Source organism: Rathayibacter sp. VKM Ac-2927, from assembly GCF_022815525.1.
Classification (GTDB): Bacteria; Actinomycetota; Actinomycetes; order Actinomycetales; family Microbacteriaceae; genus Rathayibacter; species Rathayibacter festucae.
Window position 1 is genome coordinate 411,362 of sequence record NZ_JALGRT010000001.1, and the last position, 23,991, is coordinate 435,352.

Below are 23,991 nucleotides of genomic sequence, written 5' to 3' on the forward strand. Positions count from 1 at the left end.
CCGCACCCGAACCGCCTTGCGCAGCTGCGCAGGGTCTCGTGGCGTGCGCCGGTTCGGGCGCCCGGTGCATACCGATGGTCCAGGCCGTCGGTGTGACTCGATCATCCCACCCGAACACTGCGTGGTTCCTCCACGCACGCTGTCACACAAGGAGCACCCGCATGGACTGGCGCGACAAGGCCGCTTGCCTCACCGCTGACCCCGAGCTTTTCTTCCCGGTCGGCAACACCGGACCCGCGGTCGACCAGATCGAGAAGGCGAAGACCGTCTGCGGTCGCTGCACCGTCACCGAGGTCTGCCTGCAGTACGCCCTCGAGACCGGTCAGGACTCGGGCGTCTGGGGCGGCCTCAGCGAGGACGAGCGCCGCGCCCTCAAGCGCCGCGCCGCCCGCGCCCGCCGCGCCTCGTAGCGCCGGCACCGGGACCACCCGGCACCGCACGACCCCGACCCCCGCTCGCCCTCCGGCAGCGGGGGTCGCGTCGTTCCCGGGGACTCCGGGCGGGGACCGAGCCCGCGCGGCGCGGACCGGTGCGGCTCAGACCCGCGGGCCCTTCAGCCAGCGCAGCGGCACCTCGATGGTCACCTCGGTGCCGCGGCCGACCAGCGTGTGCCAGTCGATCGTCCCACCGAGCTCGCCCTGGATCAGGGTGCGCACGATCTGCGTGCCCAGACCCGAGCCGACCTTGCCCTCCGGCAGTCCGACTCCGGTGTCGCGCACCTTGACGGTGAGCTCGTCGTCGCCGCGGGTCGCGACGATCTCGACGTCGCCCTCCCGGCCGGCGAGCCCGTGCTCGACCGCGTTGGTGACCAGCTCGGTCAGCGCGAGGGCGAGCGGAGTGGCGTACTCGCTCGGCAGGTCGCCGAAGCTGCCGGTGAAGGTGGGGTGCACGGTGGTGTTGTGCGTCGAGGCGACCTCGGCGATCAGCAGCAGAACCCGGTCGAACACCGCGTCGAAGTCGACGTTCTGCGCGAGCCCCTCGGAGAGGGTGTCGTGCACGACCGCGATCGCCGCGACGCGGCGCATGGCCTGCGTCAGCGCCTCGCGGGCGAGATCGGAGTGGGTGCGCCGGGCCTGGATCCGCAGCAGCGACGCGACGGTCTGCAGGTTGTTCTTCACCCGGTGGTGGATCTCGCGGATCGTCGCGTCCTTGGTGATCAGCTCCCGCTCCTGGTGGCGCAGCTCGGTCACGTCGCGGCAGAGCACGACGGCGCCGACGCGCTCCCCGCGGTCGCGGATCGGGATGGCGCGCAGCGAGACGGTGACCCCGCGCGCCTCGATGTCGGTGCGCCAGGGCGCGCGGCCGGTCACGACCAGCGGCAGCGACTCGTCGATGACGACCTTGCCGGCGACCAGGCCGGTGGTGACCTCGGCGAGCGACTCGCCCTCGAGCTCGTCCGCGAAGCCGATGCGGTTGAACGCCGACAGCGCGTTCGGGCTGGCGAAGGTCGTGATCCCGTCCACGTCGAGGCGGATCAGGCCGTCGGAGGCGCGCGGGGCGCCGCGCCGGGGCCCGGTCGGCGCGCCGAGGTCGGGGAAGTCGCCCGAGGCGATCATCGAGAAGAGGTCGTTCGCGCAGTCGTTGAAGGTCAACTCCTGGCGGCTGGGCGTGCGCGTCTCGCTGAGGTTGGTGTGCCGGGTGACGACCGCGATCGGCTGATCGGTGGTCGCGCTGTCGGAGCCGCCGAGGCGCCGGATGACCGGCACGGCGCGCACGCGGGTGGGCGTCTCCTCGAACCAGTCCGGGGCCGAGGTGTCGACGATGCGAGCGCTCTCGAAGGCCTCGGCGACCTGGGCGCGCCACTCCGCCTTGATCTTCTGCCCGACGAAGTCGCGGTAGAAGAGGGTCGCCGCACTCGAGGGCCGGGCGTGCGCGACCGCGACGAAGCCGCCCTCGGCGGTCGGCACCCAGAGCACGATGTCGGCGAAGGCGAGGTCGGCGAGGAGCTGGAGATCGCCGACGAGGAGGTGCAGCCATTCGACGTCCGCGTCCGTGGAGCGGCCGTGGGAGAGGACGAGATCACTGAGGGTCGACACCCGACAAGCCTAGGTCCCGTCACCCGCCCAACCGCGAGCTGCTGCTGGCGGAGGGACTCGGCGGCATGCTGGCCGACGCGGGCGTCTTCTTGGTCTCCGGCTTCAACAGCATCCAGGACGGGGCGGTGCTGACGGACCGGCTGGAGACGCTGCAGCGCCACCTCGCGGCGCTGCCCGCCTCCGCGGATGTGATCTACGAGGACGCGGGCTTCCACCTGCCCGCTCTGCAGGACCGGGCCCGCTCCGCCCTGCTCGGCTGCGTCGACGTCGTCAGCATGAACGAGGACGAGCTGCAGGCGCTGCTCGGGCACCGGCTCGACCTGCTCGACCCGGATGCCGTGGTCGAGGCGCTGGGCGCGGCCGCGGCGCTCCTCCCCGGCCCGGTGCTCGTCGTGCACACCCGGCACTGGTCGGCGGCCGTCGGAGCGGAGGCCGAGCGCTACCGCGCGGCGCTCCTCGGCGGAGTGACGATGGCGAGCACCCGCTACCTGCTCGGCGACGGCATCACCGCCGCGGACTACGACCGCGTCGCACAGCTGCCGGCGCAGCCCGGCGGAGTCGCGGTCTGCACCGCGGTCACGGCTCGGCTGCAGGCCGTCTGCACGCCCGGCCTCGTGCTCGAGACCGACCGCCCCACCACGATCGGCCTCGGCGACACCTTCGCCGGCGGCTTCGTCTCGGCGCTGGTGCGGCACCGCGTCTGACGCCGCCGATCACGCGCCCGCGCTGTCGACGACGAAGGCCCCGCATCCCGCGCTCCGCTCGAGCGGAGTCGGGACCGGGACCTTCGTCGTGCCGGTCGGCAGAGCCGGGATCAGCGGCGCTTGGTCTGCGCGCGGCGCTCCTGGCGGTTGTTCGGCGTCTCGTCGGAGCCGCCGGTCTGCTGGCCGAAGGCGCCGGTGGTCGCGGCATCCTCCGCGTCGTCCGGGCGCGCCTCGCGAGCCGCCGCGGCGCTGGCCTTCGCCGTCGCCGCCTGCTGCACCCGGCCGCGCTGATCGCGGACCTCGACGCCGCCCGAGTCGCTCGGCGCGGAGTAGCTGAGCTTCTCGACCGGGGCGACCGGCTCGGAGAGGCCCTTCGCGGCGACGCCGGCGACCTCGCCCTGCTTCTGGGTGACCTCGACCTCGAGGTTGAAGAGGAAGCCGACGGTCTCCTCGCGGATCTGGCCCATCATCTGCTGGAACAGGGTGAAGCCCTCGCGCTGGTACTCGACCAGCGGGTCGCGCTGGGCCATCGCGCGCAGGCCGATGCCGTCCTTGAGGTAGTCCATCTCGTAGAGGTGGTCGCGCCAGCGGCGGTCGATCACCGAGAGCACGACGCGGCGCTCGAGCTCGCGCATGGCGGGGGCGCCGAGCTGCTCCTCGCGGCCCTGGTAGGCGAGCTTCGCGTCCGAGAGGATCTCGCGGCGCATGAACTCCTTGTTGATCCGGCCGCGGCTGCCGGCCTCCTGGACGACCTCGTCGATCGACAGGCTGACCGGGTAGAGGGTCTTCAGCTCGGTCCAGAGCGCGTCGAAGTCCCAGTCGTCGCCGTTGCCCTCGCCGGTGTGCACCTCGAGGATCTCGTCGATCACGTCGACGAGGAACTTCTGGGTGCGCTCGTGCAGGTCGTCGCCCTCGAGGATGTGGCGGCGGTCGGAGTAGATCGCCTCGCGCTGGCGGTTGAGGACGTCGTCGTACTTGAGGACGTTCTTGCGGATCTCGGCGTTGCGCGCCTCGACCTGCGACTGCGCGCTGCGGATGGCGCGCGAGACGACCTTCGACTCGATCGCCATGTCGTCCGGCACGTTGCCGCGGCCCATCAGGGCCTCGGCCGCGCCGGAGTTGAACAGGCGCATCAGGTCGTCGGTGAGCGAGAGGTAGAAGCGGCTCTCGCCCGGGTCGCCCTGGCGGCCGGAGCGGCCGCGGAGCTGGTTGTCGATGCGGCGCGACTCGTGGCGCTCGGTGCCGAGCACGTAGAGACCGCCGGCGGCCTGGACCTTCTCGGCCTCCTCGGCGACCTTGGCCTTGACGCCCGCGAAGACGTCGTCCCACGCGGACTCGTACTCCTCGGGGGTGTCGACGGGGCTGAGGCCCTTGGTCGACATCTCGGTGACCGCGAGGAACTCGGCGTTGCCGCCGAGCATGATGTCGGTGCCGCGGCCGGCCATGTTGGTCGCGACGGTGACGGCGCCGAGGCGGCCGGCCTGGGCGACGATCGCGGCCTCGCGCGCGTGGTTCTTGGCGTTCAGCACCTCGTGCCGCACGCCCTTCTTGGCGAGCAGGCGGGAGAGGTACTCGCTCTTCTCGACGCTCGTCGTGCCGACCAGGACGGGCTGGCCCGCCGCGTGGCGCTCGACGATGTCCTCGACGACCTGCTCGAACTTGACCTGCTCGTTCTTGTAGACGAGGTCGGCGTTGTCGATGCGCTGCATCTTGCGATTGGTCGGGATGGAGACCACGCCGAGCTTGTAGGTCGACATGAACTCGGCGGCCTCGGTCTCGGCCGTTCCGGTCATGCCGGAGAGCTTGCCGTAGAGGCGGAAGTAGTTCTGCAGCGTGACGGTGGCGAGGGTCTGGTTCTCGGCCTTGACCTGCACGCCCTCCTTCGCCTCGATCGCCTGGTGGATGCCCTCGTTGTAGCGGCGGCCGGCCAGGATGCGGCCGGTGTGCTCGTCGACGATCATCACCTCGCCGTTGAGGACGACGTAGTCCTTGTCCTTCTTGAACAGGGCGCGGGCCTTGATCGAGTTGTTGAGGAACGAGATCAGCGGGGTGTTCGCGGACTCGTAGAGGTTGTCGATGCCGAGGTAGTCCTCGACCTTCTCGATGCCGGGCTCGAGCACGCCGACGGTGCGCTTCTTCTCGTCGACCTCGTAGTCCTCGCCCTCGATCAGGCGCGTGGCGAGGCCGGCGAACTCGGCGAACCAGCGGTTCGCCTCGCCCGAGGCGGGGCCGGAGATGATCAGCGGGGTGCGCGCCTCGTCGATGAGGATCGAGTCGACCTCGTCGACCACGGCGAAGAAGTGGCCTCGCTGGACCATGTCCTGCGCCTGCCAGGCCATGTTGTCGCGGAGGTAGTCGAAGCCGAACTCGTTGTTCGTGCCGTAGGTGATGTCGGCCGCGTACTGCTCGCGGCGCTGCTCGGGCGTCTGGCCGGAGAGGATCACGCCGGTCGTCATGCCGAGGGCGCGGAACACGCGCCCCATCAGCTCGGACTGGTAGTTCGCGAGGAAGTCGTTCACCGTGACGATGTGCACGCCGCGGCTCGCGATGGCGTTGAGGTACGCCGGCAGGGTCGCGACGAGGGTCTTGCCCTCTCCGGTCTTCATCTCGGCGATGTTGCCGAGGTGCAGTGCAGCGCCGCCCATCAGCTGGACGTCGAAGTGGCGCAGGCCGAGCGTGCGGCGCGAGGCCTCGCGGACGGCCGCGAAGGCCTCCGGCAGCAGGTCGTCGAGCGATTCGCCGTTCGAGTAGCGCTCGCGCAGCTCGACGGTCTCGTTCTTCAGCTCCTCGTCACTGAGGTGCGTGAAGTCCTCTTCGAGGGCGTTGACGGCTTTCGCGTAGTTCTCGAGGCGGCGGAGGACCCGGCCCTCCCCGACGCGAAGGACCTTTTCGAGAACTGAGGCCACGGGGTACTCCAAAACGTAGAAGACAGGTGCCCGACGGCACGGCGCGGACGGAACCACACTAGCCGGGGCGGGCTGTGCGCGGTCCGACAGGGCGCGAAGAACCCCCCGGAGGCGGACCTCCGGGGGGCTCCCGGGTCAGACCGCGGCGGCCTCGGGCTGCGCGTCCGCCTCGTCGCCGAGGCCGATCACGCCGTAGTCCCAGCCCTTGCGTCGGTAGACGACGCTCGGGCGGTCGGTGTCCGCGTCGATGAAGAGGTAGAAGTCGTGGCCGACCAGCTCCATGTAGTCGACGGCGTCGTCGACGCTCATCGAGACGGAGGGGAAGACCTTCTTGCGGATGACGACGGGGCAGTACGGCTCCTCCGCGTCGTCCTCGTCCGCGGCGACCGGCTCCGGGGCCGGCTCCTCCTGAACGGGGATCACGCCCGTGCTCAGGCGCTCGAGCACCTCGGCGTCCGCCGGCTGGATCGCGACGACGCTGAAGTCGTCGGCCGCCGCGTCGCGCAGCGAGGTCGGCCGATGCTGACCGCGATGCACCTTCTTGCGGTCCTTGGCTCGACGCACCCGTTCGAGCAGGCGCCCGAGGGCGACGTCGAAGGCCGCGTACTTGTCGGCTCCGCTCGCCTCGGCCCGCACCACGGGCCCCTTGCCGATGAGCGTGAGCTCGACCCGGTCGCCGCCGGCGGCGCCCTTGCCCTCGCTGTGACGGCTCGCCTTGATCTCGAGCGCGAGCGCCCGGTCGGCGAGGTGGGCGATCTTCTCCGACTTCTCCGTCGCGTAGGCGCGGAAGCGATCGGTGATGCCCATGTTGCGGCCTGTGATGTCGATGTCCATGACAACCTCCCAGTCGAGTACGGCGTGCCGCCTTTCTCCGGGCGGACCGTTCACGCCGTCCCCCGAGCGTAGACCCGCGGTCACCGGATCGTCCTCGGGAGTTCATCAGGAAGTCGCGCTGCGGCCGCCGGGGGTCCCGGCGAGCGCGGCCGCCCCCGCCACGTCTCCCCCGCCCGCGCGGACGGCCCGGCGCAGCTCGAGCAGGGTCGCCCCCGAGGTGACCACGTCGTCCACCAGCAGGATCCGCTCGCCGTCGAGCGGACGCCTGGCGCGGAACGCGCCGTCGAGGTTCGCGTGCCGCTCCGCCCGGGCGAGGCCGACCTGGTCGAGCGCGAGCCGGGTCCTCGTGAGCGGCCGGGCGAGGCGCCCGCCCGCCGCGCGCACCAGCAGGTCGACAGGGTCGAAGCCGCGCCGCAGATGCCGCAGGCGCGAGCCGGGGGGTGCGACCAGCAGCGCCGGAGCGCCGTCGAGCGCCTGGAGCAGCACGGGTCGCAGCAGCGCGCCGAGCGGTCGCGCTGCGGCCACCCGCCCCTCCGCCTTCAGCGCGAGGACGAGCCGCCGCACCGTCCCGGCGTACTCCGCGCCGACGCGCACCTCGAGCGGGTCGTCGTCGGACCCCAGGCGGCGGACGTCCGGTCGCGCCTGCGCGGCGAGCTCCGCTGCGCAGTCCGGGCAGGGCACCCGCGTCGCCGGCCGCCCGCAGGCCGGGCAGTCGACCGGCAGCAGAACGGCGAGGGCGTCGAGGAGGTGATCGCGCAGCATCGGGCGAGTGTGCCCGGGTTCAGGACCCCATGCCGGTCTGTGTCGCGAGGAGCTCGATGCCTGTCGCGACCGTCTGCCACGCCGAGCCGCGCTGCTGGCGCAGTTCGCCGCCCTCGGCGAGGAGGCGGATCTGCGTCGAGGCGTTGCCGGCCGCGATCTGCACGGTCCCGGTGGTCGTCCCCAGCGGGGTGTCCCCTCCGCCGAGCTGGTTCATCGTCACCGTGTCCTCGCCGGTGGAGCCGCGGACGACCGAGACGACGTCGAGCTCGTCCGTCCAGGCGGCGGCGACCGCCGTGCCGAGGGTCGAGCGCAGCACGACCGGCTCGCCGACCGCGATCGGATCGCCGTTGGCCGAGCGGGTGACCCCGGCGACGAGCACGGTCGCCTGCTGCCCGTCCTGCGCGAAGGCGAGCATCCGCGTGCCGTCCCGGGACAGCGCGAACGAGGCGATCGACTCGATCTCCGGCCAGGCGGTCGCGACCTGCAGCGACCGGGAGCCGTCGGAGGAGTAGGCGACCAGCTGGCCCGGCGCCTCCGTGGGCACCGACCAGACGTAGCCGAAGGGGTCCATGCCGGGGGCCGCGAGGCCGCTCCGGGCGTCGAGCAGCACGTCGTCGACGCCGGGAGTGAGCAGCGAGACGCCGGCCGAGGTGAGGACGGCCGCCGAGGCGCTCGAGTCGGCGCCCCGCTGCTCGCCCAGCACCGCGGCCCGCGGCGAGAGCGCCGCGATCCGGTCCGAGACGGCCGTCTCGGCGAGTCCCGAGGAGCCGAGGAAGCCGAAGTCGCCGTCGGTCAGCACCAGCGGCCGGGTGTCCACCCGCGGCGAGGTCGGCAGCCCGGTCACCTCGGTCGGGATCTCGATCGGGTTCTGCTGCACCGAGAGCGAGACCCCGGTGACGTTCGAGACGTTGGCCAGGCTCCTGCCGAGCTGCAGCGCCATCCGGCGCCACTGCCGCTCGTCGGCCTCGAGCGCCGCCGAGTTCAGGTCGACGACGGCCCGCTGCGCCTCGACCGGCACCGTCTCGGCGGCGAGCGCCGTCCCGGTCGGGAAGGCCGAGACGACGGCGGACGAGTCGCGGAGCCACGGCGTCGGCCCGCGCAGCAGCTCGGTGACGATCGTGGTGCTGGTCGAGCTGTCCGCGCGCGAGGCGAACCAGCGCAGATCCGGCACCAGGTAGGAGTAGCTCGGGTCGAAGAAGTAGAGCGCGTAGGTGGAGAAGACCTGCTCGAAGGTGGTCCGGTCGATGACGACGCCGCTGGGCGGAGAGCTGATCCGCCATTCGCCGTTCTCCTGGACGAAGCCGTAGTCCAGCTCCAGCGCGGTGGTCGTCGCGACCTCGGAGTAGACGCCGGTGGCGTCGACCTCGGCCACGGGGGTGATGGTGAGCGAGAGCGTCGACGCGCCGGGCTGGGTCGAGGAGCGCTGGCCCTCGTCGACGGTGACGTGCTCGCCCGGCGTCCAGTCGGCTCCGGTGGAGAGGAACTCGCGGGCGATCTTGTAGTTGTTCTGCGGGCTCGACGCCGCGTCGATGAAGCCGGTGAGGATCTCGAACTGGTCGGCGCCCTCGGCGGGGCCGGAGGGGAGGAAGTCGTACTGCAGGTCCTGCGGCGCCGTGTCCGGGCGGCCGACGCCGACATCGCCGCCGCGCGGGATGCCCGCGCAGCCGGCGAGGGCGGCCAGCAGCAGCACCGCGGCGACCGCGGAGCGCACGCCCCTCACTGGACGACCCCGTGCTCGGGCACGCCGCCGAGCGGCAGTGGCGGCAGAACGATGGGACCGGAGTAGGCCTGCTCGCCCGCGTCCACGGGCGGCAGCGGCAGCGGGGAGGCGTCGATCCGCTCGCCGCGCCGACGCGGGACCGTGAGCCGGAAGCACGCGCCGCGGCCGGGCATCGACCAGACCTGCAGCCAGCCGTGGTGCAGCGCGGTGTCCTCCTGCGCGATGGAGAGGCCGAGGCCGGTGCCGCCGAGGGTGCGGCGGCGGGACGGATCGGCGCGCCAGAAGCGGTCGAAGACGCGGACCACCTCCTCGGAGCTCATGCCGTGACCGTAGTCGCGGACGGCGAGCGCCACCGCGGTGGCGTTGCTGTCGACCGTGACCACGATCTCGCGGCCGTCGCCGTGCTCGACCGCGTTGCCGAGCAGGTTGCGCACGATGCGCCGGATGCGGCGGGCGTCCATCTCGGCGTCGAAGTAGCCGCCGGGGGCGGAGAGCGTGAGCCGCGAGCCGTTCGCCTCGGCGATCCCGCGCATCCCCTCGATCTCCTCGCCGGCCAGCCGCACCAGGTTCACCGGCTCCAGCTCGAGCTCGGCCGAGCCGGCGTCGTGGCGGGAGATCTCCAGCAGATCGGCGAGGAGGCTCTCGAAGCGGCCGATCTGGCCGTGCAGCAGCTCGACGGTGCGCTCGGCGACCGGCGGGAAGCCCTCGCGCTGGTCGTAGAGCACGTCGCCGGCGAGCTTCATCGTGGTCAGCGGGGTGCGCAGCTCGTGCGAGACGTCGGAGACGAAGCGCTGCTGCACCCGGCTGAGCGTGGCGAGCTCGCTGATCTGCTCCTGGAGACTGTCGGCCATCCCGTTGAACGAGCGGGCGAGGGTGGCGATCACGTCCTGTCCCCTCTCCGGGATGCGCACGTCGAAGTCGCCCGCGGCGAGGCGCTGGCTGGTCTCCGCCGCCACCCGCACGGGCGCGACCACGATCCGGACGACGACCCAGCTGACCGCGCCGATCAGGAGGATCAGCAGGATGCCGGCGATGTTGAGGACCTGCTGCACGAACTGCAGCGTGCGCTCCGCGTCCGCGAGCGAGTAGCCGATGTAGAGCTCGTAGCGCCCCGCGGAGCTCGGCAGCTCGATCGTCGAGCCGACGACGATGCCCGGGAGCTGCTGGCCCGAGGCGCCGAGGCTCACCGACTGCCAGTACTGGCCGTCGGCGCCGGCCTGCACCCGCGCGCGCAGGTCGTCGCTGATGACGCCGTTCTGCAGCTCGCGGTTGTAGCTGTCCTGCGGGGCGAGCGAGGACGCCTCCTGATCGGGCGCGCGCACGACCGCGATCAGGGCGGACGAGGAGGCGTCGCGCACCGCGGTGCGCACCGAGTTCATGACCTCCTCCATGTCCTGCCGGGTCGAGACCGTCGCCGCGTCGAGGTAGCCCTGCGCGGCGCGGGTGGCGCGCGAGGTGTCGCCGGTGACCTGGTCGAGCCGCGACTGGAACAGGTTGTCGCTGATGCTGTAGGAGAGGTAGGCGCCCGTCGAGCCGATCGCGATGCCGCTGAGCAGCACGGTGATGGCGACGGCGCGGAACTGCAGCGAGCTCCGCCAGGCCCGGAGCACCCTCCGCGGCCAGCGCCGCAGCGCCGGCGCCCGGAAGCGGCGCGCGAGGCTCACGTCAGCTCGGCAGCACGGAGCCGGCGCGGTAGCCGACGCCGCGCACGGTCATCACGATGCGCGGATCGTCCGGGTCCTTCTCGACCTTCGCGCGCAGGCGCTGCACGTGGACGTTCACGAGCCGGGTGTCGGCCTTGTAGTGGTAGCCCCAGACCTGCTCCAGCAGCATCTCGCGGGTGAACACCTGCTGCGGCTTCGAGGCGAGGGCGAGGAGGAGGTCGAACTCGAGCGGTGTCAGGCCGATGCGGGTCTCACCGCGGCGGACCTCGTGCCCGGCGACGTCGAGGCTGAGGTCGCCGACCTGCAGGACGGCGTTGGCGGCGACCTGGGAGGGGCGCAGGCGCGTCTTGATCCGCGCGACCAGCTCCTTCGGGTCGAACGGCTTGACCATGTAGTCGTCCGCGCCGGACTCGAGACCCTGCACGACGTCGGAGGTGTCGGACTTGGCGGTCAGCATGATGATCGGGACGCCGGACTCGGCGCGGATCCGGCGGCAGACCTCGATGCCGTCGATCCCGGGCAGCATCAGGTCGAGCAGGACGAGGTCCGGCCGGGCCCGCCGGAAGGCCTCGAGGGCGCCCGTGCCGTCGGCGCAGAAGGAGACGTCCCAGTCCTCCGCGCGCAGGACGATGCCGATCATCTCGGCCAGGGCCGCATCGTCGTCGACCACCAGGATTCGCGCGCTCATGGGGTCAGGCTAACCGACGCGAGTGGGAGCACGGCCGCGCCCGACCGCGAGGGCCGAGCGCGGCTGTGACAGCATGGGAGGGATGACCGACGCAGCTCAGTGGCCACCGCCCGCCGGGGCTCCGGAGGGCGACCACGCGCGGCCGCGCGTCGCCCCTGTCGCACCGGTCGCGCCCGTGTCCTGGTCTCCGACCGCGGGTCCCGCCGGCCCGTTCCCGCCGCAGGGCTGGACTCCTCCGCCCAAGCCCGGGCTGATCCCGCTGCGGCCGCTCGGCTTCGGCACCCTGCTCGGCGCGCCCTTCGCGGTCCTCCGCCGCAGCCCGCGCACCACCCTCGGCGTCGCGCTGCTCGTGCAGGGCCTCGGCTCGCTGCTCGCTCTCGTGCTCTACGGCGCCGTCGCCCTTCTCGCGGTCGGCCGGATCACCCAGGCCGAGGTCGCCGATCGGGACGCCGTCGCGTCGGGGTCGCTGGCGATCGTCGTGCTCGCGGCGCTGATCCCGCTCGCCGTCACCCTGGCCACCGGCGCGCTCGTGCAGGGCGTCGTCGTGCTCGAGGTGTCACGCGCCGTCCTCGGCGAGCGGCCGACGCTGCGCGCGCTGCTCCGGCGGCTCCGCGGCCGCTTCTGGGCGCTGGTGGGCTGGACCGTGCTGCAGGGCGTCGGCGTCCTGGTGCTGGTCGTCGCCGCGGCGGCGCTCTCGGTGCCGCTCTTCCTCCTCGGCGCCCAGGACGCGGGGGCCAGTGCGGTCGTCGGCGGGATCCTGGTGCTCGTGCTGGCCGGCCTCGCCGCGACCGCGGTGGGCGTCTGGCTCGCGACGAAGCTCGCGCTGGTGCCGAGCCTCCTGGTGCTCGAGCGGCTCCCGCTGCGCCGGGCGGTCGCGCGCTCCTGGCGGCTCGTCACCGGCGGGTTCTGGCGGACGTTCGGCGCGCTCGCGCTGATGGCGGTCATCATCCAGGCGGCCGGGCAGGTCGTCTCAACGCCCTTCAGCCTGCTGATCCCGATCGGCGGGGCGCTGGTCGCGCCGACCGACCCGAACGCGCAGGTGGTCGCGTCGATCGTCGTCGCGCTGCTCTCGGTCGCCGTCGGCCTCGTCGTCGGCGCGGTCGGCACGGTGCTGCAGTCGGCGGTCACCGGGCTCGTCTACCTCGATCGCCGGATCCGGCGCGAGGGCTTCGACCTCGTGCTGATGCGGCACGTCGAGGAGCGCGCGGCCGGGCGCGAGTCCCCCGATCCCTTCCCCGCTCCGGAGCGGACCGCGCCGTGATCCGCCTCGCGCTCGCCACGGCGCCGCTCGACCCCGATGCGCAGGAGGCCCGCCGCCTGCTCCTCGAGGAGCTCGCCGACCCGCGCTACCGCGCCGCCGAGCCGAACTGGTTCGACCACCTGGTGCAGGCCGTGCGCGACTGGTTCACCTCGCTCACGCTGCCGGGCGACGGCGTCGGCGTGCCGCTCGCGGCGCTGATCGGCGTGCTCGTGCTGGTGGTGCTCGTCGTGGTCGCCCTCGTCCTCGCGGGACGGCCGCGACTGCGGCAGCGCAGTCGCGTGACCGGGGCGGTCCTCGCCGACGACGACGGCCGCTCGGCCGCGGAGCTGCGCGCCCTCGCCGAGGCGGCGGCCGCCCGGGGCGACTGGGACGAGGCGCTGGTGGAGCGGTTCCGCGCCCTGGTGCGCGCCCTGGACGAGCGCACGATCCTCACCGTCTCGCCCGGCACCACCGCGCACGGCTTCTCCCGCCGGGCCGCCGCCGTCTTCCCCGCCTCCGCCGACGCGCTCCGGCGCTCGGCGGACGCCTTCGACCGGGTCCGCTACCTCGGCCTGCCCTGCGGGCGCGAGGACTGCGAGCGGGTCGCCGAGCTCGACCGCGCGCTCGCGGCCGCGCCGGTCCCGCTCGAGGCGCTGCGATGACCGCGCCCGCTGCTCCGCCGGCGTCGGACGCTCCCGTCGACACCGTCTCCTCCCCCACGCTCGGCGCGCTGCTGCGCCGGGGACGCATCTGGGCGCTCCTGGCGGCGATCGTCGTCGTCGGCACGGTCCTGCTGACCGTGGCGACCGGCTCCCCGGTGCCCGCCGCCGACCTCGACGTCGACAGCGCGGCACCGGACGGCGCCCGCGCGGTCGCCCAGGTCCTGCGCGAGCAGGGCGTCGACGTCGTCCGCGCCGACTCGCTCGACGAGGCCCTGCGCGCGGTCGGCCCGGGCAGCACGCTGCTGATCGACGATCCGGGCTCGGCGCTGGACGAGGAGCAGTACGCCCGGCTCGCCGAGGACCCCGCCGCGGTCGTCCTCGTCGAGCCGTCCGGCGCGGCCCTCGACGCGCTGCTGCCCGGCGTCGCCTTCGCCGGCGCGCCGCAGGAGGACGGCGTCCTCGCCGCCTCCTGCACGCTGCCCGCCGCGGAGCGCGCCGCGGGGATCCCCGCGGGCGGCAGCACCTTCCGCGTCCTCGAGGGCGGCGCCGCGGGCTGCTTCCCGTCCGGTGACGACGCCTTCGCGCTCGTCGCCGACTCCCCGGCCGGCGGCCCCGACGTGATCGCCGTCGGCGACGCCGACCTCCTGCGCAACGGCACCGTCGCCGAGGAGGGACGCGCCGCCCTCGCGCTGGGCCTCCTCGGCGGCGAGGACCGCCTGGTCTGGTACCGCGCCGGCGCGGCCGACGCGACCTCCGCCGCCGTCGACCCGGCCGATCTCGCGCCGGGCTGGGTCACGCCGGCGCTGCTGCTGCTCGTCGGGGTGTTCGTCGCCTCCGCCGTCTGGCGCGGGCGGCGATTCGGCCCGCTCGCCGTCGAGCCGCTGCCCGTCGTCGTGCACGCGAGCGAGACCGCCCGCGGCCGGGCCCGCCTCTACGCCCACGGCGCCACCCAGGTGCGCGCGCTGGACGCACTGCGGATCGGCACGCTGCACCGCTCCGCCGCCCTGCTCGGTCTGGCCCCGTCGAGCGGAGTGGACGAGGTCGTCGCGGCGGCCGCGGCCCTGCTCGAGCGCGACCCGCGCGCCGTGCGCCGGCTCCTCGTCGACGACGAGCCGGCCGACGACACCGCACTCGTGGCCGCCTCCGACGAGCTCCTGCGCTTCGAGAGCGCGCTCCGCGCCGCCCGCGCACCCCGCACGGGCACCGCCGCGGCCGGCACCGCAGGACCGGGCACCGCAGGAGCCGGCACCGGGCGCCCCGCGCGCGACCGCCTCGACCACGATCAGCCCGACCACGAACGACCGGAAGGCCCCCTCCGATGAGCGACTCCTCCCTCCCCCCGATCGCGGACGACGAGCTCCGCCGCGAGCTCGACCGCGTCCGCTCCGAGGTCGGCCGCGCCGTCGTCGGCCAGGACGGCGCCGTCTCCGGGCTGCTGATCGCCCTGCTCGCCGGCGGGCACGTGCTGCTCGAGGGCGTGCCGGGCGTCGCGAAGACGCTGCTCGTGCGCGCGCTCTCGGTCTCGCTGGGACTGGACACCCGGCGCGTGCAGTTCACCCCCGATCTGATGCCCGGTGACATCACCGGCTCGCTCGTCTACGACGCCTCCACCTCGGGCTTCGCCTTCCGCGAGGGCCCGGTCTTCACGAACCTGCTGCTCGCGGACGAGATCAACCGCACGCCGCCGAAGACGCAGGCCGCCCTGCTCGAGGCGATGGAGGAGCGCCAGGTCAGCGTCGACGGCCGCACGCTCCGCCTCCCCGACCCGTTCCTCGTCGCGGCGACGCAGAACCCGGTCGAGTACGAGGGGACGTACCTGCTCCCCGAGGCGCAGCTCGACCGCTTCCTGCTCAAGCTGGTGCTCGACGTGCCGCCGCGGGACGTCGAGGTCGAGGTGCTCTCGCGGCATGCGGCCGGCTTCGACCCGCGCGACCTCGCCGCCGCGGGGGTCCACCCGGTGCTGGACGCGGGGCGGCTGCGGGCGGCCCAGGCCTCCGTCCGCCGCGTCGGCGCCGGCCCGGACGTGCTCGGCTACATCGTCGACCTCGCCCGCGCGACCCGCGAGAGCCCGAGTGTGAAGCTCGGCGTCAGCCCCCGCGGATCGACGGCGCTGCTCGCCGCGAGCCGCGCCTGGGCCTGGCTGAACGGCTACGGCTCGATCACCCCGGACCACGTCCAGGCGATGGTCCTGCCCGTGCTGCGGCACCGGATGCAGCTCCAGCCCGAGGCGGAGCTCGAGGGCGTGCGCACGGAGGCCGTCCTCGGCGGCATCCTGCAGCAGGTCCGCGTCCCGGTCTGAGCCGTGCACCTCACCGGACGCTCCGTCCTCGTCCTCCTCGTCGGCCTCGTGCCGGTCGTCCTGCTCGGACGCCGGGCCGAGGTCGCCTTCGCCGTGCTCGGGCTGTGGCTGCTGGTCTGGCTGATCCTGGTGGGCGTCGACCTCGCGGTGGCCGGCTCCGCGCGCGCGGTCGTGCTCGAGCGGCGGACCCCCGACCGGGTGCGCCTCGGCGAGCGCGCGGAGGCGACGCTGCTGATCACGAACACGGGACGGCACCGGATCACCGGCGTCGTCCGCGACGCCTGGGAGCCCTCCGCCGGGGCGCTCGCGACCCGCTCGCCGCTGCGGCTGCCGCCGGGCGAGCGCCGCGCGGTCCGCACGGTCCTCGAGCCGCGCCGCCGCGGAGAGCGCCGGGCGCTGCACGCGACGATCCGCTCGAACGGCGTCCTCGGGCTGGCCGGCCGGCAGGCGACCCTCGCGGCGCCCGCTGTCGTCCGGGTGCTGCCGCCGTTCCGCTCCCGCCGCCACCTGCCCTCGCGCCTCGCCCGCCTGCGCGAGCTGGAGGGGCGCACCAGCGTGATGATCCGCGGTCAGGGCACCGAGTTCGACAGCCTGCGCGAGTACGTCCGCGGCGACGACGTCCGCTCGCTCGACTGGCGGGCCACCGCCCGGCGCCGCGAGCCCGTCGTCCGCACCTGGCGACCCGAGCGCGACCGGCGGGTGGTGCTCGTGCTCGACACCGGCCGAACCTCCGCCGCCCGCATCGACGACGAGCCGCGCCTGGACACGGCGATCGAGGCGTCGCTGCTGCTGTCGGCGCTGGCCGCCTCGGCCGGCGACCGCGTCGACGTCCTCGCCTTCGACCGCGCCCGGCGCGCCCGCGTGCACGGCGCGACCGGGACGGAGGTGCTGAGCCGCGTCGTCGACGCGCTCGCCCCCGTGCAGCCGCAGCTGATCGAGACCGACTGGTCGGCCGTGCCGGGCCAGGTTCGCACCCTGGTCTCGCAGCGCTCGCTCGTCGTGCTGCTCACGGCGCTCGACTCCGTCGGCGCATCGGAGGGGCTGCTCGCGGTGCTCCCGCAGCTCACGAGGCAGCACACCGTGGTCGTCGCCTGCGCGATCGACCCCGAGCTGGCCCGGATGGCCGCCGACCGCGGCGACCGCGGTGCGGTCTACGCGGCCGCGGCGGCGGAGCGCTCGCTCGCCGACGCGGACCGGCTGGCGGCCGCCGTGCGGCGGCTCGGCGGCGACGTGGTGCTCGCCTCGCCGGAGAAGCTGCCGCCCGCCCTCGCCGACCGCTACCTCGCGCTGAAGGCCACCGGCCGGCTCTGAGCCCGGACCTCGCGCTCAGCCCTCGCTGATGCTCCGCGAACCGGCGTCGAAGCGGCCGAGGTCGCCCGTCTCCCCCGCGCGCACGGCCCGGCCGCCGAGCACCAGGAAGTAGGCGATGAAGCCGCCGAGCGCGAGCGCGCCGATGCCGATCTTCAGCCACCACGGCCACGGCGCCGGCGTCACGAAGCCCTCGATCACGCCCGAGACGAGCAGCACGAAGACCAGCCCGATCGCGACCGTGAACAGGCTCCGCGCGTCCTCCGCGAGCGCCTGCCCCCGGGTGCGCGGCCCGGGCGCGATCCAGGCCCAGAAGATCCGCAGCCCGGCCGCCGCGGCGACGAAGACCGCCGTCAGCTCGAGCAGGCCGTGCGGGAGGATGTAGAGGAAGAAGGTGTCGCCCTCGCCGACGTGGAACATCACGGCGACCGAGGTGCCGAGGTTCTGCGCGTTCTGCAGCAGGATGTACGGCACGTAGACGCCGACGATGCCGAAGGCGACGCACTGCGCCGCGATCCAGGCGTTGTTGGTCCACACCTGACCGGCGAAGGACGCGGCCGGGTTCTCCGAGTAGTAGTCGACGAAGTCCTCCTGCGCGAAGCGGCGCAGCTGCTCGTCGTCGCCGAGCGCGGCGAGCAGGCGCGGGTCACCGAGGATCCAGACCGCGAAGAGGCCGGCGACCAGCACGGTCGCCAGCGCGACGGCCAGGGTCAGCCAGCGGATCCGGTACAGCGCGGCGGGGAACGAGACGACGGCGAAGCGGGCGACCGCGGCGAGCGGATCCTCGCGCGTCCCGGTCAGGCGGCCCCGCGCTCGCGAGAGCGAGACGGCCAGGCGCGTGCCGACAGCGGTCGACCCCGCGGTCGAGGAGATCGCGGCGAGATCGGCGGAGGCGGACTGGTAGCGCTCCACGAGCTCGTCGGCCTCGCCGCCGGTCAGCCGGCGCTTGCGCGCGAGCTCGTCCAGGCGGGTCCACTGGCCGCCGCGCGCGGCCGAGAGAGCATCGATGTCCATCTGCTGAGATGATAGCCGGGGCCGACGATCGAGGGAGCTGCTGCATGTCCGACGACCGCGACGACCTCCGCCTCGACAGCGCCGGCTTCGACACGGCGGGCCTGGTCACCGGCGAGGCGATCGCCCTCGAGATCCCCGTCACCTCGTTCGTCCTGCGGGCCGCCGGCGCGATCATCGACCTCGTCGCGGAGTTCCTGCTCGCCTTCGGTCTGTTCTACCTCGTCGCCGTCCTCGCGAGCGACGGCGGGCTCGACGCCGCCGCCTCGGCCGCCGTCGCGATCGCCGCCCTGGTGGTCTCGATCGTGCTGGTGCCCGTCGCCGTCGAGACCGCGACGCGGGGGCGCTCGCTCGGCAAGCTCGCAGTCGGCGCCCGGGTCGTCCGCGACGACGGAGGCGCGATCGGCTTCCGCCACGCCCTCGTCCGGGGTCTCACCGGCGTGCTCGAGATCGTGATGACAGCAGGTGGGCTGGCCGCGGTGGTGGGCCTGCTCTCGCGCCGCTCGCGCCGGCTCGGCGACGTGCTCGCCGGCACGCACAGCCAGCTCGAGCGGGTACCGGCCGCGCCCCCGCTCGTCGTCGAGATCCCGGCGCCGCTCACCGGCTGGGCGGCGACCGCAGACGTGGCCCGGCTGCCCGACGCCCTGGCGCGCCGGCTCGCGCAGTTCCTCCGCCAGCGCTCCGGGATGACCGAGCCCTCGCGCTCGCAGCTCGCCCGGTCGCTGGCGCAGGAGGCCGCCGCGTTCGTCTCACCGCTCCCGGCCGCACCCGCCGAGGACTTCCTGCTCGCCGTCGCCGCGCTGCGCCGACGCCGCGAGGAGCGGGCGCTGGAGCTCGTCGACCGGCGGATGAGCCGGCTCGCACCGGTGCTCGCGGACGCGCCGCGCGGCTTCCCGGTGCGCGAGGCCCCACGGGCTCGGCGGGGAACTCGGGCTGCACCGAGCGCTCCGGCTCCCCCGGACGCTCAGGCCGACGGCGGCTCGAGGTAGCGCACGGTCTCCCAGCCCCGGGGCACCAGCAGCCGCCGGTCGTGCTCGGCGCACAGGTCGTAGCCGTGCGGATCGGGCTGCGGGCTGAGCGGCCCGACCGCGACGAGCGAGTCCCGGTAGTCGTAGGTGAGGGTCACGACCGCGGGGAGGCTGCACCCGGTGCGCGAGCACTGCCGTCGGTCCATCGCGCCACAGTAGCAAGAGGCCGCGGGGCCATAAGCTGGTCCAATGCCCCGCGCACGCCGTTCCACCGCTCGTCAGTCGAGCTCGGTGCGCGGCGGCTCGCGCGACCGGCACGGCCGGGGCATCCGCGGTGCCGTCACCGGCCCGCACCTGCCGCCGCTGCAGACCCGGGCGGACTTCTTCGAGACGACCATCGGCTCGGCCTTCGACTACCTCCGCGACGCCTGGCCGGACGAGCTGGCGGGGATCCGGGTGGAGCTCGCCTCCACGCCCGACGTCGACCCGGCCCGGCTCGAGGGCACGGGCATCGCGCGCTGGCGGGTCGACCACGCCGCGCGGCGCATCACGCTGTACCGCGTGCCGATCGAGCGGCTGGCGAAGCTGCACCGCCGCGACGAGTGGCACCAGCGGATGATGATCGAGAGCTACGTCTTCCGCGCGGTCGCCGAGCTCCTCGGCCGCGACCCGTGGGACATCTCCCCGGACCGGTTCCGGCACCACTGAGCGTCCGGCACCGCTGAGCCGAGCGGCGCCTCCGAGACGCCGACCGCTCAGTGCGAGTAGACGGTGACCGGCGAGGACAGCGGCCCGGGCGGCACGATCGCGTAGCCCGCGATCCGCCCCTCGCTCGCGATCGAGACCGACGCCTGCACCGGCTGATCGCTGGTGACGACGACGGCGTCGACGCCGAGCTCGGCCGACACCGAGGCGAACGGACCGATGTCGAGCGTGCGGCTGCCGGCCTCCGACTCGAGCTGCACCGACGCCGAGGTGTCGCTGCCGTTCGCGAGGTGCAGCACGGCCCCCGCCTCACCGGTGTTGCCGACGCCGAAGGGAACGTCGGTCGCGGTCCCGGAGACGAACCAGGCGAAGTCCGTCCCGGCGGCGCCGGTCGACGTCGTGCGCCCGGCCGCCACGACGGGCTGGTCCGAGGTGAGCGTGACGCGGTAGGAGCCGTCCGCCAGGCCGGAGAGGGGGACCTCGCCGACGCGGCCGGCCGGGACCACCACCTGCGTCGAGGTGCCGATGCCGCTCGGGTCCTCGTTGGCGACCTCGATCGAGACGGTGCTGTCCGCCTCGCCGGGCGCGAGGATCCGCAGGACGGGAGTGCCCTCGCCGCCCGTGCCGTCGTCGCCCGCCGTGTCCGCCGGGGGCGTCGCGACGGTGAAGCCGGAGATCACGGTGAGTGTGGCCGGCGTCGCCGCGGGGCCGGTCGTCTCGACGCCCTGCGGCGTCAGGCCGGAGATGGCGCTGCTCTGGATGCTCGCCGCGATCTCGCCGCCGCGTGCGGTCATCCGCACGACCGGCTGGACCACGTCGGGAGCGAGCCCGGCGAGCGGGAGTGCGCGGACGGTGCCGGCCGGGACGACGATGCCGGTGGCGCCGGTCGCCGGGACGACGCCGTTCTCGCCGTAGAGCGAGAGGTCCACGGTGGCCGCGACCTCGCTGGCGTTGGCGAGGACGAGCACCGAGGTCCGGCCGACGTCGGTCGATCCGGCGACGAGCCAGCTGTCGGCCGAGGGCTCCGCGCAGCCGAGCGCCGAGAGGCCGGAGAGCTGCTCGGTCGCGATCGACTGCGTCGTCACGCCGCCGGGCGTCGGGTCGGACTCGGCGGGGACGGCGAGCCGGGTGATGCCGGTGCCCGCGGCGGCCACGTCGGCCTCGTCCAGGACCGACTGGTCGCCGGTCGCGTCCCGCGGCCAGAGCGAGGTGCCCGAGTCGTCGAGGGCGCGGAGCTCCTCGGGGTCGCTCGCGTCGATCAGGCTGCCCGCGCAGACGAGGGTGCCGTCCGCCGCCACCGGAGTGACGACCACGCCGTCGGCGGCGACGGTCGCCAGCGGTGTCGGCAGGATCTGCGGCAGCACGACCGCGGCGACGGCCAGGGCCAGTCCCGCGGCGCCGGCGGCACTGCGGAGCACGGTCCGGCGGTGGCGGGCGGCCGAGACGGTCCGGTCGCGGGCGCCCGTCGGCTTCGCCGGAGCGGGCTTCGAGGCGCCGCGCTCGGCACGCCGGTCGGCGCGGGAGGGGCGGGACGGGGACTGCGACATGCGCTTCTCCTGGTCGGCGGGGTCAGGCGTCGCGGATCCGGGGTTCGACCGGTCAGGCATCGTCGGTCCCGTCGTCGAACTGGCCGGTGGCCTCGCCGGGCTCGTCGTCGATCCCCGCGACGGCGGCTCCCGAGCGGGAGCGCTCGAGCGAGAGGCCGGTCGGGACGGCCAGCAGGAAGGCGACCAGGAACACGATCAGCAGCGCGATCGTGTAAGCCACGCCGAAGGGGCCGACGACGCCCTGCGGCGCCGCGTCGATCCGGGTGCCCTCGGTGTCGACCGCGGTCCAGAGCAGGCCGTACTGGGTGTCGCCGACGGCGGAGAACGCGGCGTTCCCGTCCAGCGACACCGCGGCGCGGGCGCTGACGGCCGAGGCCGCGTCACCGGCGTCGGTGCTGGTCGGCGGGGCGAGCACGACGAAGCGGACGCCGAGGTCCTGCAGGGCCGCGCCGATGTCGTAGCCGGTGCGCGAGACGAGGTTGCCGGCCAGCTCGTCGATGGCGTCGGTCTGCTCGGTGCCGGTCGCGGCGAGGGTCGACTGCTGGTCGAGGGTCGCTCCCGCGCCGCGCTCGAGGCGCGCGAGGATCCCGCCGTCCGATTGCGGGACGAGCACGATCGTGCCCACCCGCGGCTCGTTCTGCGCCTCGGCGGCGACGTAGGCCGGCAGCGAGCGGTCGGAGCCGGCGGTCGTCACGGTCCCGCCGCCCGTCGGGAACAGCACCGCCAGCGGAGCGACCGCCACGACGGCGGCGGCGGTCACGACCAGCGCGGGGATGACCCGGTAGGACGGCAGCGCGGCGACCGAGAGCGAGAAGCCGACGACCAGGCCGAGCCAGTACAGGCTGAGGCCCGTGCCGCTCCAGACGGCGACCGCCTCGGACCCGGTGGTCACGACCTGGATGCCCTGTGCGAGTGCCGCGGTCAGCAGGCCGGCGGCGGCCACGCCCACCCCGCCCAGGGCGGACAGGTTGTTCGGGAGCAGCAGCGCCGCGAGTGCGGAGATCACCAGGGGCAGCACGAGCACCGCGGTCGCGAGACCCGCCGCCGACGCGGGGATGCCGAGACCGCCGAGGAACTCGAGCCACCCGGTCGTGACGCCGGACGGGAACCCTGCGAGGAGCGAGAAGAAGTCCGCCCTGGCGGAGGGCAGCGGCACACCGGGGTCGGCGAGGATCGCGAACCAGTCGCCGCGCTGGGCGTGCGCGACGATGATCGGGAAGAGCAGGGCGAGGGCCGGGATCGGCAGTCCGGCGAAGCGCCCGATCCGGCGCCCCGAGGTGGCCAGCACGACGATCCAGATCAGCGCGAGCGGCACGGCGAGCACCGGCGCGCAGGCGACGACCGCCGCCGCGAGGATCGACGCGGTCGCCGAGGACGACCAGGAGCGGTAGGCGCCGAAGCCGGCGAAGAAGAGCCAGGGCAGCAGGACGTGCACCAGGATCGCGGCCGGGCGGCCCTCGGACTGGGCGGCGAAGAAGGCCGGCGCGAGCAGGTAGACGAAGGCTCCGGCGCCGCGGGCGATCGGCCGCGCGGTGAGGCGGGCGATCATCATCCACGCGCCCATCGTCGCGAGCGGCAGAGCCGTGAGGTAGAGGAGGACGATCGAGAAGCTCGGCGCCCAGAAGGTGAGCGAGCCGAGGACGGCGAGCACCGCGGCGAACGGGTCCGCCGCGCCGATGAAGCCGGAGCCGAGGTCGCGCCAGCCGTACGCGGCGTTCCGCCACAGCTCGCCGACCGACGGCGAGAGGGTGAGCAGACCGCCGCCGCCCATGGCGGTGGCGGCGAGCAGGCGCGCGTAGACGATCAGCCCGGCGATCGCGGCGACCAGGACGATCCAGACTCCGCCGGCCTGGAAGAAGTGCAGCGGGTGCCGCTCGCGGCTGGCCTGCACCCGGACGGCGTCGTGCCGGACCGAGCGGAGCTGGCGGACCACGTCGAGCGGGATGCGCAGAGGCGCGATGGCCTTCCAGCCGACGTTCTTCGACGAGCGGAGGACGCGCCTGGCGTGGAAGACCTTGGTGCCGCCGAACGCGACGACGAAGGCCGCGAGCAGCTCGCCGCCGACGAGGCCGGGCTGCTTGCGCAGGAGCCGGACGGCCGCACGGCCGACGGCGAGCGGAACGAGCGAGAGCCAGTGCAGGACGAGCAGCGCCACCGGGGCGTAGGCGAGGCGGCGGTGCAGCTGCGCGGTGCGGTGCTGGCGGGCGCGGCGGCGCTCCCCACTGTCGATCCGGCGGCCGTCGGGGCGCTGGAGGCCGATGCACGCGGTGGTGACCCGCGCGTCGGGGACGCGGCTGACCCGGTGTCCGGCGAGGCGGGTGCGGATCGAGAAGTCGAGGGCGTCGTCGACCACGGGCAGCCCGGGGTCGAAGCCGCCCAGCTCCTCCCAGAGCGCGTGCCGCACGAGCATGCCGCCGGCGGCGACGGCCAGCACGTCGGGCGTGGCGTCGTGCTGGCCCTGGTCGAGCTCGTCCTCGACGAGGTGCACCGTGGTGCCGTAGTTGGTGATCGACTCGCCGTAGCTGCGGATGTAGCCGGAGCGGGTCCAGTCCATGACCTTCGGTCCGGCGACCGCGACGGAGGGTGCGACCTCGACCGCGCCGAGGAGCGCGGCGAGCGCACCCGGCTCAGGAGCGGAGTCGGCGGCGAGCAGCCACAGCCACTCGTCCTCCCCCGTCGGCGCCTGCATGACGCGCACGGCGCGGGCGACGGCCTGGCCGAACGGGAGGTTCTCGGCGACCTGGACGAACTGGGTCGGACCCCAGCCGGAGAGGAGCTGCCCGGTCGCGTCCTTCGATCCGCCGTCGACGAACACGGTCGCATCGGGCTGTCGGGTCTGGGCCCGCAGCGCCGCGAGGGTGCGTTCCAGGTAGGCCGCGCCGTTGTGGGCGACCAGGACGGCGGTTACTCGGGGATACATCGCGGACCACCCTAAGC

General features: G+C 74.2%; 20 protein-coding genes. 9 read left to right on the forward strand and 11 right to left on the reverse strand.

The genetic code is table 11. The annotated features are described in order from the left end of the window. Nucleotides 1–161 precede the first annotated feature (161 nt). Nucleotides 162–410 carry a WhiB family transcriptional regulator gene (locus MT353_RS01910; RefSeq protein ID WP_056045195.1) on the forward strand — a complete coding sequence of 83 codons (249 nt, stop codon included), beginning with the start codon at nucleotides 162–164 and terminating at the stop codon, nucleotides 408–410. A gap of 126 nt (nucleotides 411–536) precedes the next feature. Here the strand turns inward: MT353_RS01910 and MT353_RS01915 are convergent, their stop codons facing one another. After that, nucleotides 537–2,036 (reverse strand): sensor histidine kinase, encoded by a 1,500-nt coding sequence (locus tag MT353_RS01915; protein WP_123702681.1) that lies wholly within the window; start codon nucleotides 2,034–2,036, stop codon nucleotides 537–539. A gap of 65 nt (nucleotides 2,037–2,101) precedes the next feature. Here MT353_RS01915 and MT353_RS01920 point away from each other — a divergent pair, with 65 nt between their 5' ends. After that, on the forward strand, nucleotides 2,102–2,740 hold the full coding sequence (locus MT353_RS01920; protein ID WP_243623484.1) for an ADP-dependent glucokinase/phosphofructokinase: 639 nt from the start codon (nucleotides 2,102–2,104) through the stop codon (nucleotides 2,738–2,740). A gap of 110 nt (nucleotides 2,741–2,850) precedes the next feature. Here the strand turns inward: MT353_RS01920 and secA are convergent, their stop codons facing one another. The 6 genes from secA to mtrA all read right to left on the reverse strand — a co-directional run bounded on the left by secA (nucleotide 2,851) and on the right by mtrA (nucleotide 11,314). Beyond that, nucleotides 2,851–5,646, reverse strand: coding sequence for a preprotein translocase subunit SecA (secA, locus tag MT353_RS01925; protein WP_127886111.1), 2,796 nt, complete (start codon nucleotides 5,644–5,646; stop codon nucleotides 2,851–2,853). A gap of 135 nt (nucleotides 5,647–5,781) precedes the next feature. Further along, nucleotides 5,782–6,480, reverse strand: coding sequence for a ribosome hibernation-promoting factor, HPF/YfiA family (gene hpf, locus MT353_RS01930; protein WP_123444397.1), 699 nt, complete (start codon nucleotides 6,478–6,480; stop codon nucleotides 5,782–5,784). 105 nt (nucleotides 6,481–6,585) lie between these two features. After that, nucleotides 6,586–7,242 (reverse strand): ComF family protein, encoded by a 657-nt coding sequence (locus tag MT353_RS01935; protein WP_243623485.1) that lies wholly within the window; start codon nucleotides 7,240–7,242, stop codon nucleotides 6,586–6,588. 19 nt (nucleotides 7,243–7,261) lie between these two features. Next, on the reverse strand, nucleotides 7,262–8,953 hold the full coding sequence (locus MT353_RS01940) for a GerMN domain-containing protein (RefSeq protein ID WP_243623486.1): 1,692 nt from the start codon (nucleotides 8,951–8,953) through the stop codon (nucleotides 7,262–7,264). Between the two features lie 5 nt (nucleotides 8,954–8,958). Further along, a complete protein-coding gene (gene mtrB / locus MT353_RS01945; protein WP_132435837.1) occupies nucleotides 8,959–10,626 on the reverse strand; it encodes an MtrAB system histidine kinase MtrB in 1,668 nt (555 codons plus the stop codon). Between the two features lies 1 nt (nucleotide 10,627). Next, a complete protein-coding gene (gene mtrA, locus MT353_RS01950) occupies nucleotides 10,628–11,314 on the reverse strand; it encodes an MtrAB system response regulator MtrA (protein WP_123444394.1) in 687 nt (228 codons plus the stop codon). Between the two features lie 82 nt (nucleotides 11,315–11,396). Between mtrA and MT353_RS01955 the strand changes: the two genes are divergently transcribed. The 5 genes from MT353_RS01955 to MT353_RS01975 are packed head-to-tail and all read left to right on the forward strand — an operon-like array spanning nucleotide 11,397 to nucleotide 16,826. Beyond that, on the forward strand, nucleotides 11,397–12,575 hold the full coding sequence (locus MT353_RS01955; protein ID WP_243623487.1) for a hypothetical protein: 1,179 nt from the start codon (nucleotides 11,397–11,399) through the stop codon (nucleotides 12,573–12,575). Continuing rightward, the gene (locus MT353_RS01960) at nucleotides 12,572–13,216 is read left to right on the forward strand and encodes a DUF4129 domain-containing protein (RefSeq protein WP_243623488.1); all 645 of its coding nucleotides are present in this window, start codon (nucleotides 12,572–12,574) and stop codon (nucleotides 13,214–13,216) included. The genes MT353_RS01955 and MT353_RS01960 overlap by 4 nt, the downstream gene beginning before the upstream one ends. After that, entirely contained in the window at nucleotides 13,213–14,538 is a 1,326-nt protein-coding gene (locus MT353_RS01965) for a DUF4350 domain-containing protein (protein WP_243623489.1), read from the forward strand. Before MT353_RS01960 ends, MT353_RS01965 begins: the two co-directional genes overlap by 4 nt. After that, the gene (locus MT353_RS01970) at nucleotides 14,535–15,515 is read left to right on the forward strand and encodes a MoxR family ATPase (RefSeq protein WP_123735248.1); all 981 of its coding nucleotides are present in this window, start codon (nucleotides 14,535–14,537) and stop codon (nucleotides 15,513–15,515) included. The genes MT353_RS01965 and MT353_RS01970 overlap by 4 nt, the downstream gene beginning before the upstream one ends. 3 nt (nucleotides 15,516–15,518) lie before the next feature. Further along, on the forward strand, nucleotides 15,519–16,826 hold the full coding sequence (locus tag MT353_RS01975) for a DUF58 domain-containing protein (protein ID WP_243623490.1): 1,308 nt from the start codon (nucleotides 15,519–15,521) through the stop codon (nucleotides 16,824–16,826). A 15-nt stretch (nucleotides 16,827–16,841) separates the two neighbouring features. Here MT353_RS01975 and MT353_RS01980 read toward each other — a convergent pair whose 3' ends face one another. Continuing rightward, complete coding sequence (locus MT353_RS01980) at nucleotides 16,842–17,837, reverse strand: stage II sporulation protein M (RefSeq protein ID WP_133963414.1); 996 nt, start codon at nucleotides 17,835–17,837, stop codon at nucleotides 16,842–16,844. Nucleotides 17,838–17,881: 44 nt separating this feature from the next. On the opposite strand from MT353_RS01980, the gene MT353_RS01985 reads away from it, so the two are divergent. Beyond that, nucleotides 17,882–18,823 carry an RDD family protein gene (locus MT353_RS01985; protein WP_243623491.1) on the forward strand — a complete coding sequence of 314 codons (942 nt, stop codon included), beginning with the start codon at nucleotides 17,882–17,884 and terminating at the stop codon, nucleotides 18,821–18,823. Here the strand turns inward: MT353_RS01985 and MT353_RS01990 are convergent. Then, a complete protein-coding gene (locus MT353_RS01990) occupies nucleotides 18,799–19,008 on the reverse strand; it encodes a DUF3499 family protein (RefSeq protein ID WP_123444386.1) in 210 nt (69 codons plus the stop codon). The two genes, MT353_RS01985 and MT353_RS01990, sit on opposite strands and share 25 nt — an antisense overlap. A 43-nt stretch (nucleotides 19,009–19,051) precedes the next feature. Here MT353_RS01990 and MT353_RS01995 point away from each other — a divergent pair, with 43 nt between their 5' ends. Then, complete coding sequence (locus tag MT353_RS01995; protein WP_123734335.1) at nucleotides 19,052–19,510, forward strand: metallopeptidase family protein; 459 nt, start codon at nucleotides 19,052–19,054, stop codon at nucleotides 19,508–19,510. Between the two features lie 47 nt (nucleotides 19,511–19,557). On the opposite strand, the gene MT353_RS02000 is transcribed toward MT353_RS01995, so the two are convergent. Together MT353_RS02000 and MT353_RS02005 are read right to left on the reverse strand one after the other, a co-directional pair. Continuing rightward, on the reverse strand, nucleotides 19,558–21,054 hold the full coding sequence (locus MT353_RS02000) for a DUF5719 family protein (protein WP_243623492.1): 1,497 nt from the start codon (nucleotides 21,052–21,054) through the stop codon (nucleotides 19,558–19,560). A 52-nt stretch (nucleotides 21,055–21,106) separates the two neighbouring features. Then, entirely contained in the window at nucleotides 21,107–23,974 is a 2,868-nt protein-coding gene (locus tag MT353_RS02005) for a glycosyltransferase family 2 protein (protein ID WP_243623493.1), read from the reverse strand. Nucleotides 23,975–23,991 lie beyond the last annotated feature (17 nt).

Coding starts and splice junctions, on each gene's coding strand:
- MT353_RS01910 (WP_056045195.1), top strand. CDS start 162: ATGGACTGGCGCGACAAGGCCGCTTGCCTCACCGCTGACCCCGAGCTT.
- MT353_RS01920 (WP_243623484.1), top strand. CDS start 2,102: ATGCTGGCCGACGCGGGCGTCTTCTTGGTCTCCGGCTTCAACAGCATC.
- hpf (WP_123444397.1), bottom strand. CDS start 6,480: ATGGACATCGACATCACAGGCCGCAACATGGGCATCACCGATCGCTTC.
- MT353_RS01935 (WP_243623485.1), bottom strand. CDS start 7,242: ATGCTGCGCGATCACCTCCTCGACGCCCTCGCCGTTCTGCTGCCGGTC.
- mtrA (WP_123444394.1), bottom strand. CDS start 11,314: ATGAGCGCGCGAATCCTGGTGGTCGACGACGATGCGGCCCTGGCCGAG.
- MT353_RS01955 (WP_243623487.1), top strand. CDS start 11,397: ATGACCGACGCAGCTCAGTGGCCACCGCCCGCCGGGGCTCCGGAGGGC.
- MT353_RS01965 (WP_243623489.1), top strand. CDS start 13,213: ATGACCGCGCCCGCTGCTCCGCCGGCGTCGGACGCTCCCGTCGACACC.
- MT353_RS01970 (WP_123735248.1), top strand. CDS start 14,535: ATGAGCGACTCCTCCCTCCCCCCGATCGCGGACGACGAGCTCCGCCGC.
- MT353_RS01980 (WP_133963414.1), bottom strand. CDS start 17,837: ATGGACATCGATGCTCTCTCGGCCGCGCGCGGCGGCCAGTGGACCCGC.
- MT353_RS01985 (WP_243623491.1), top strand. CDS start 17,882: ATGTCCGACGACCGCGACGACCTCCGCCTCGACAGCGCCGGCTTCGAC.
- MT353_RS01990 (WP_123444386.1), bottom strand. CDS start 19,008: ATGGACCGACGGCAGTGCTCGCGCACCGGGTGCAGCCTCCCCGCGGTC.
- MT353_RS01995 (WP_123734335.1), top strand. CDS start 19,052: ATGCCCCGCGCACGCCGTTCCACCGCTCGTCAGTCGAGCTCGGTGCGC.
- MT353_RS02000 (WP_243623492.1), bottom strand. CDS start 21,054: ATGTCGCAGTCCCCGTCCCGCCCCTCCCGCGCCGACCGGCGTGCCGAG.
- MT353_RS02005 (WP_243623493.1), bottom strand. CDS start 23,974: ATGTATCCCCGAGTAACCGCCGTCCTGGTCGCCCACAACGGCGCGGCC.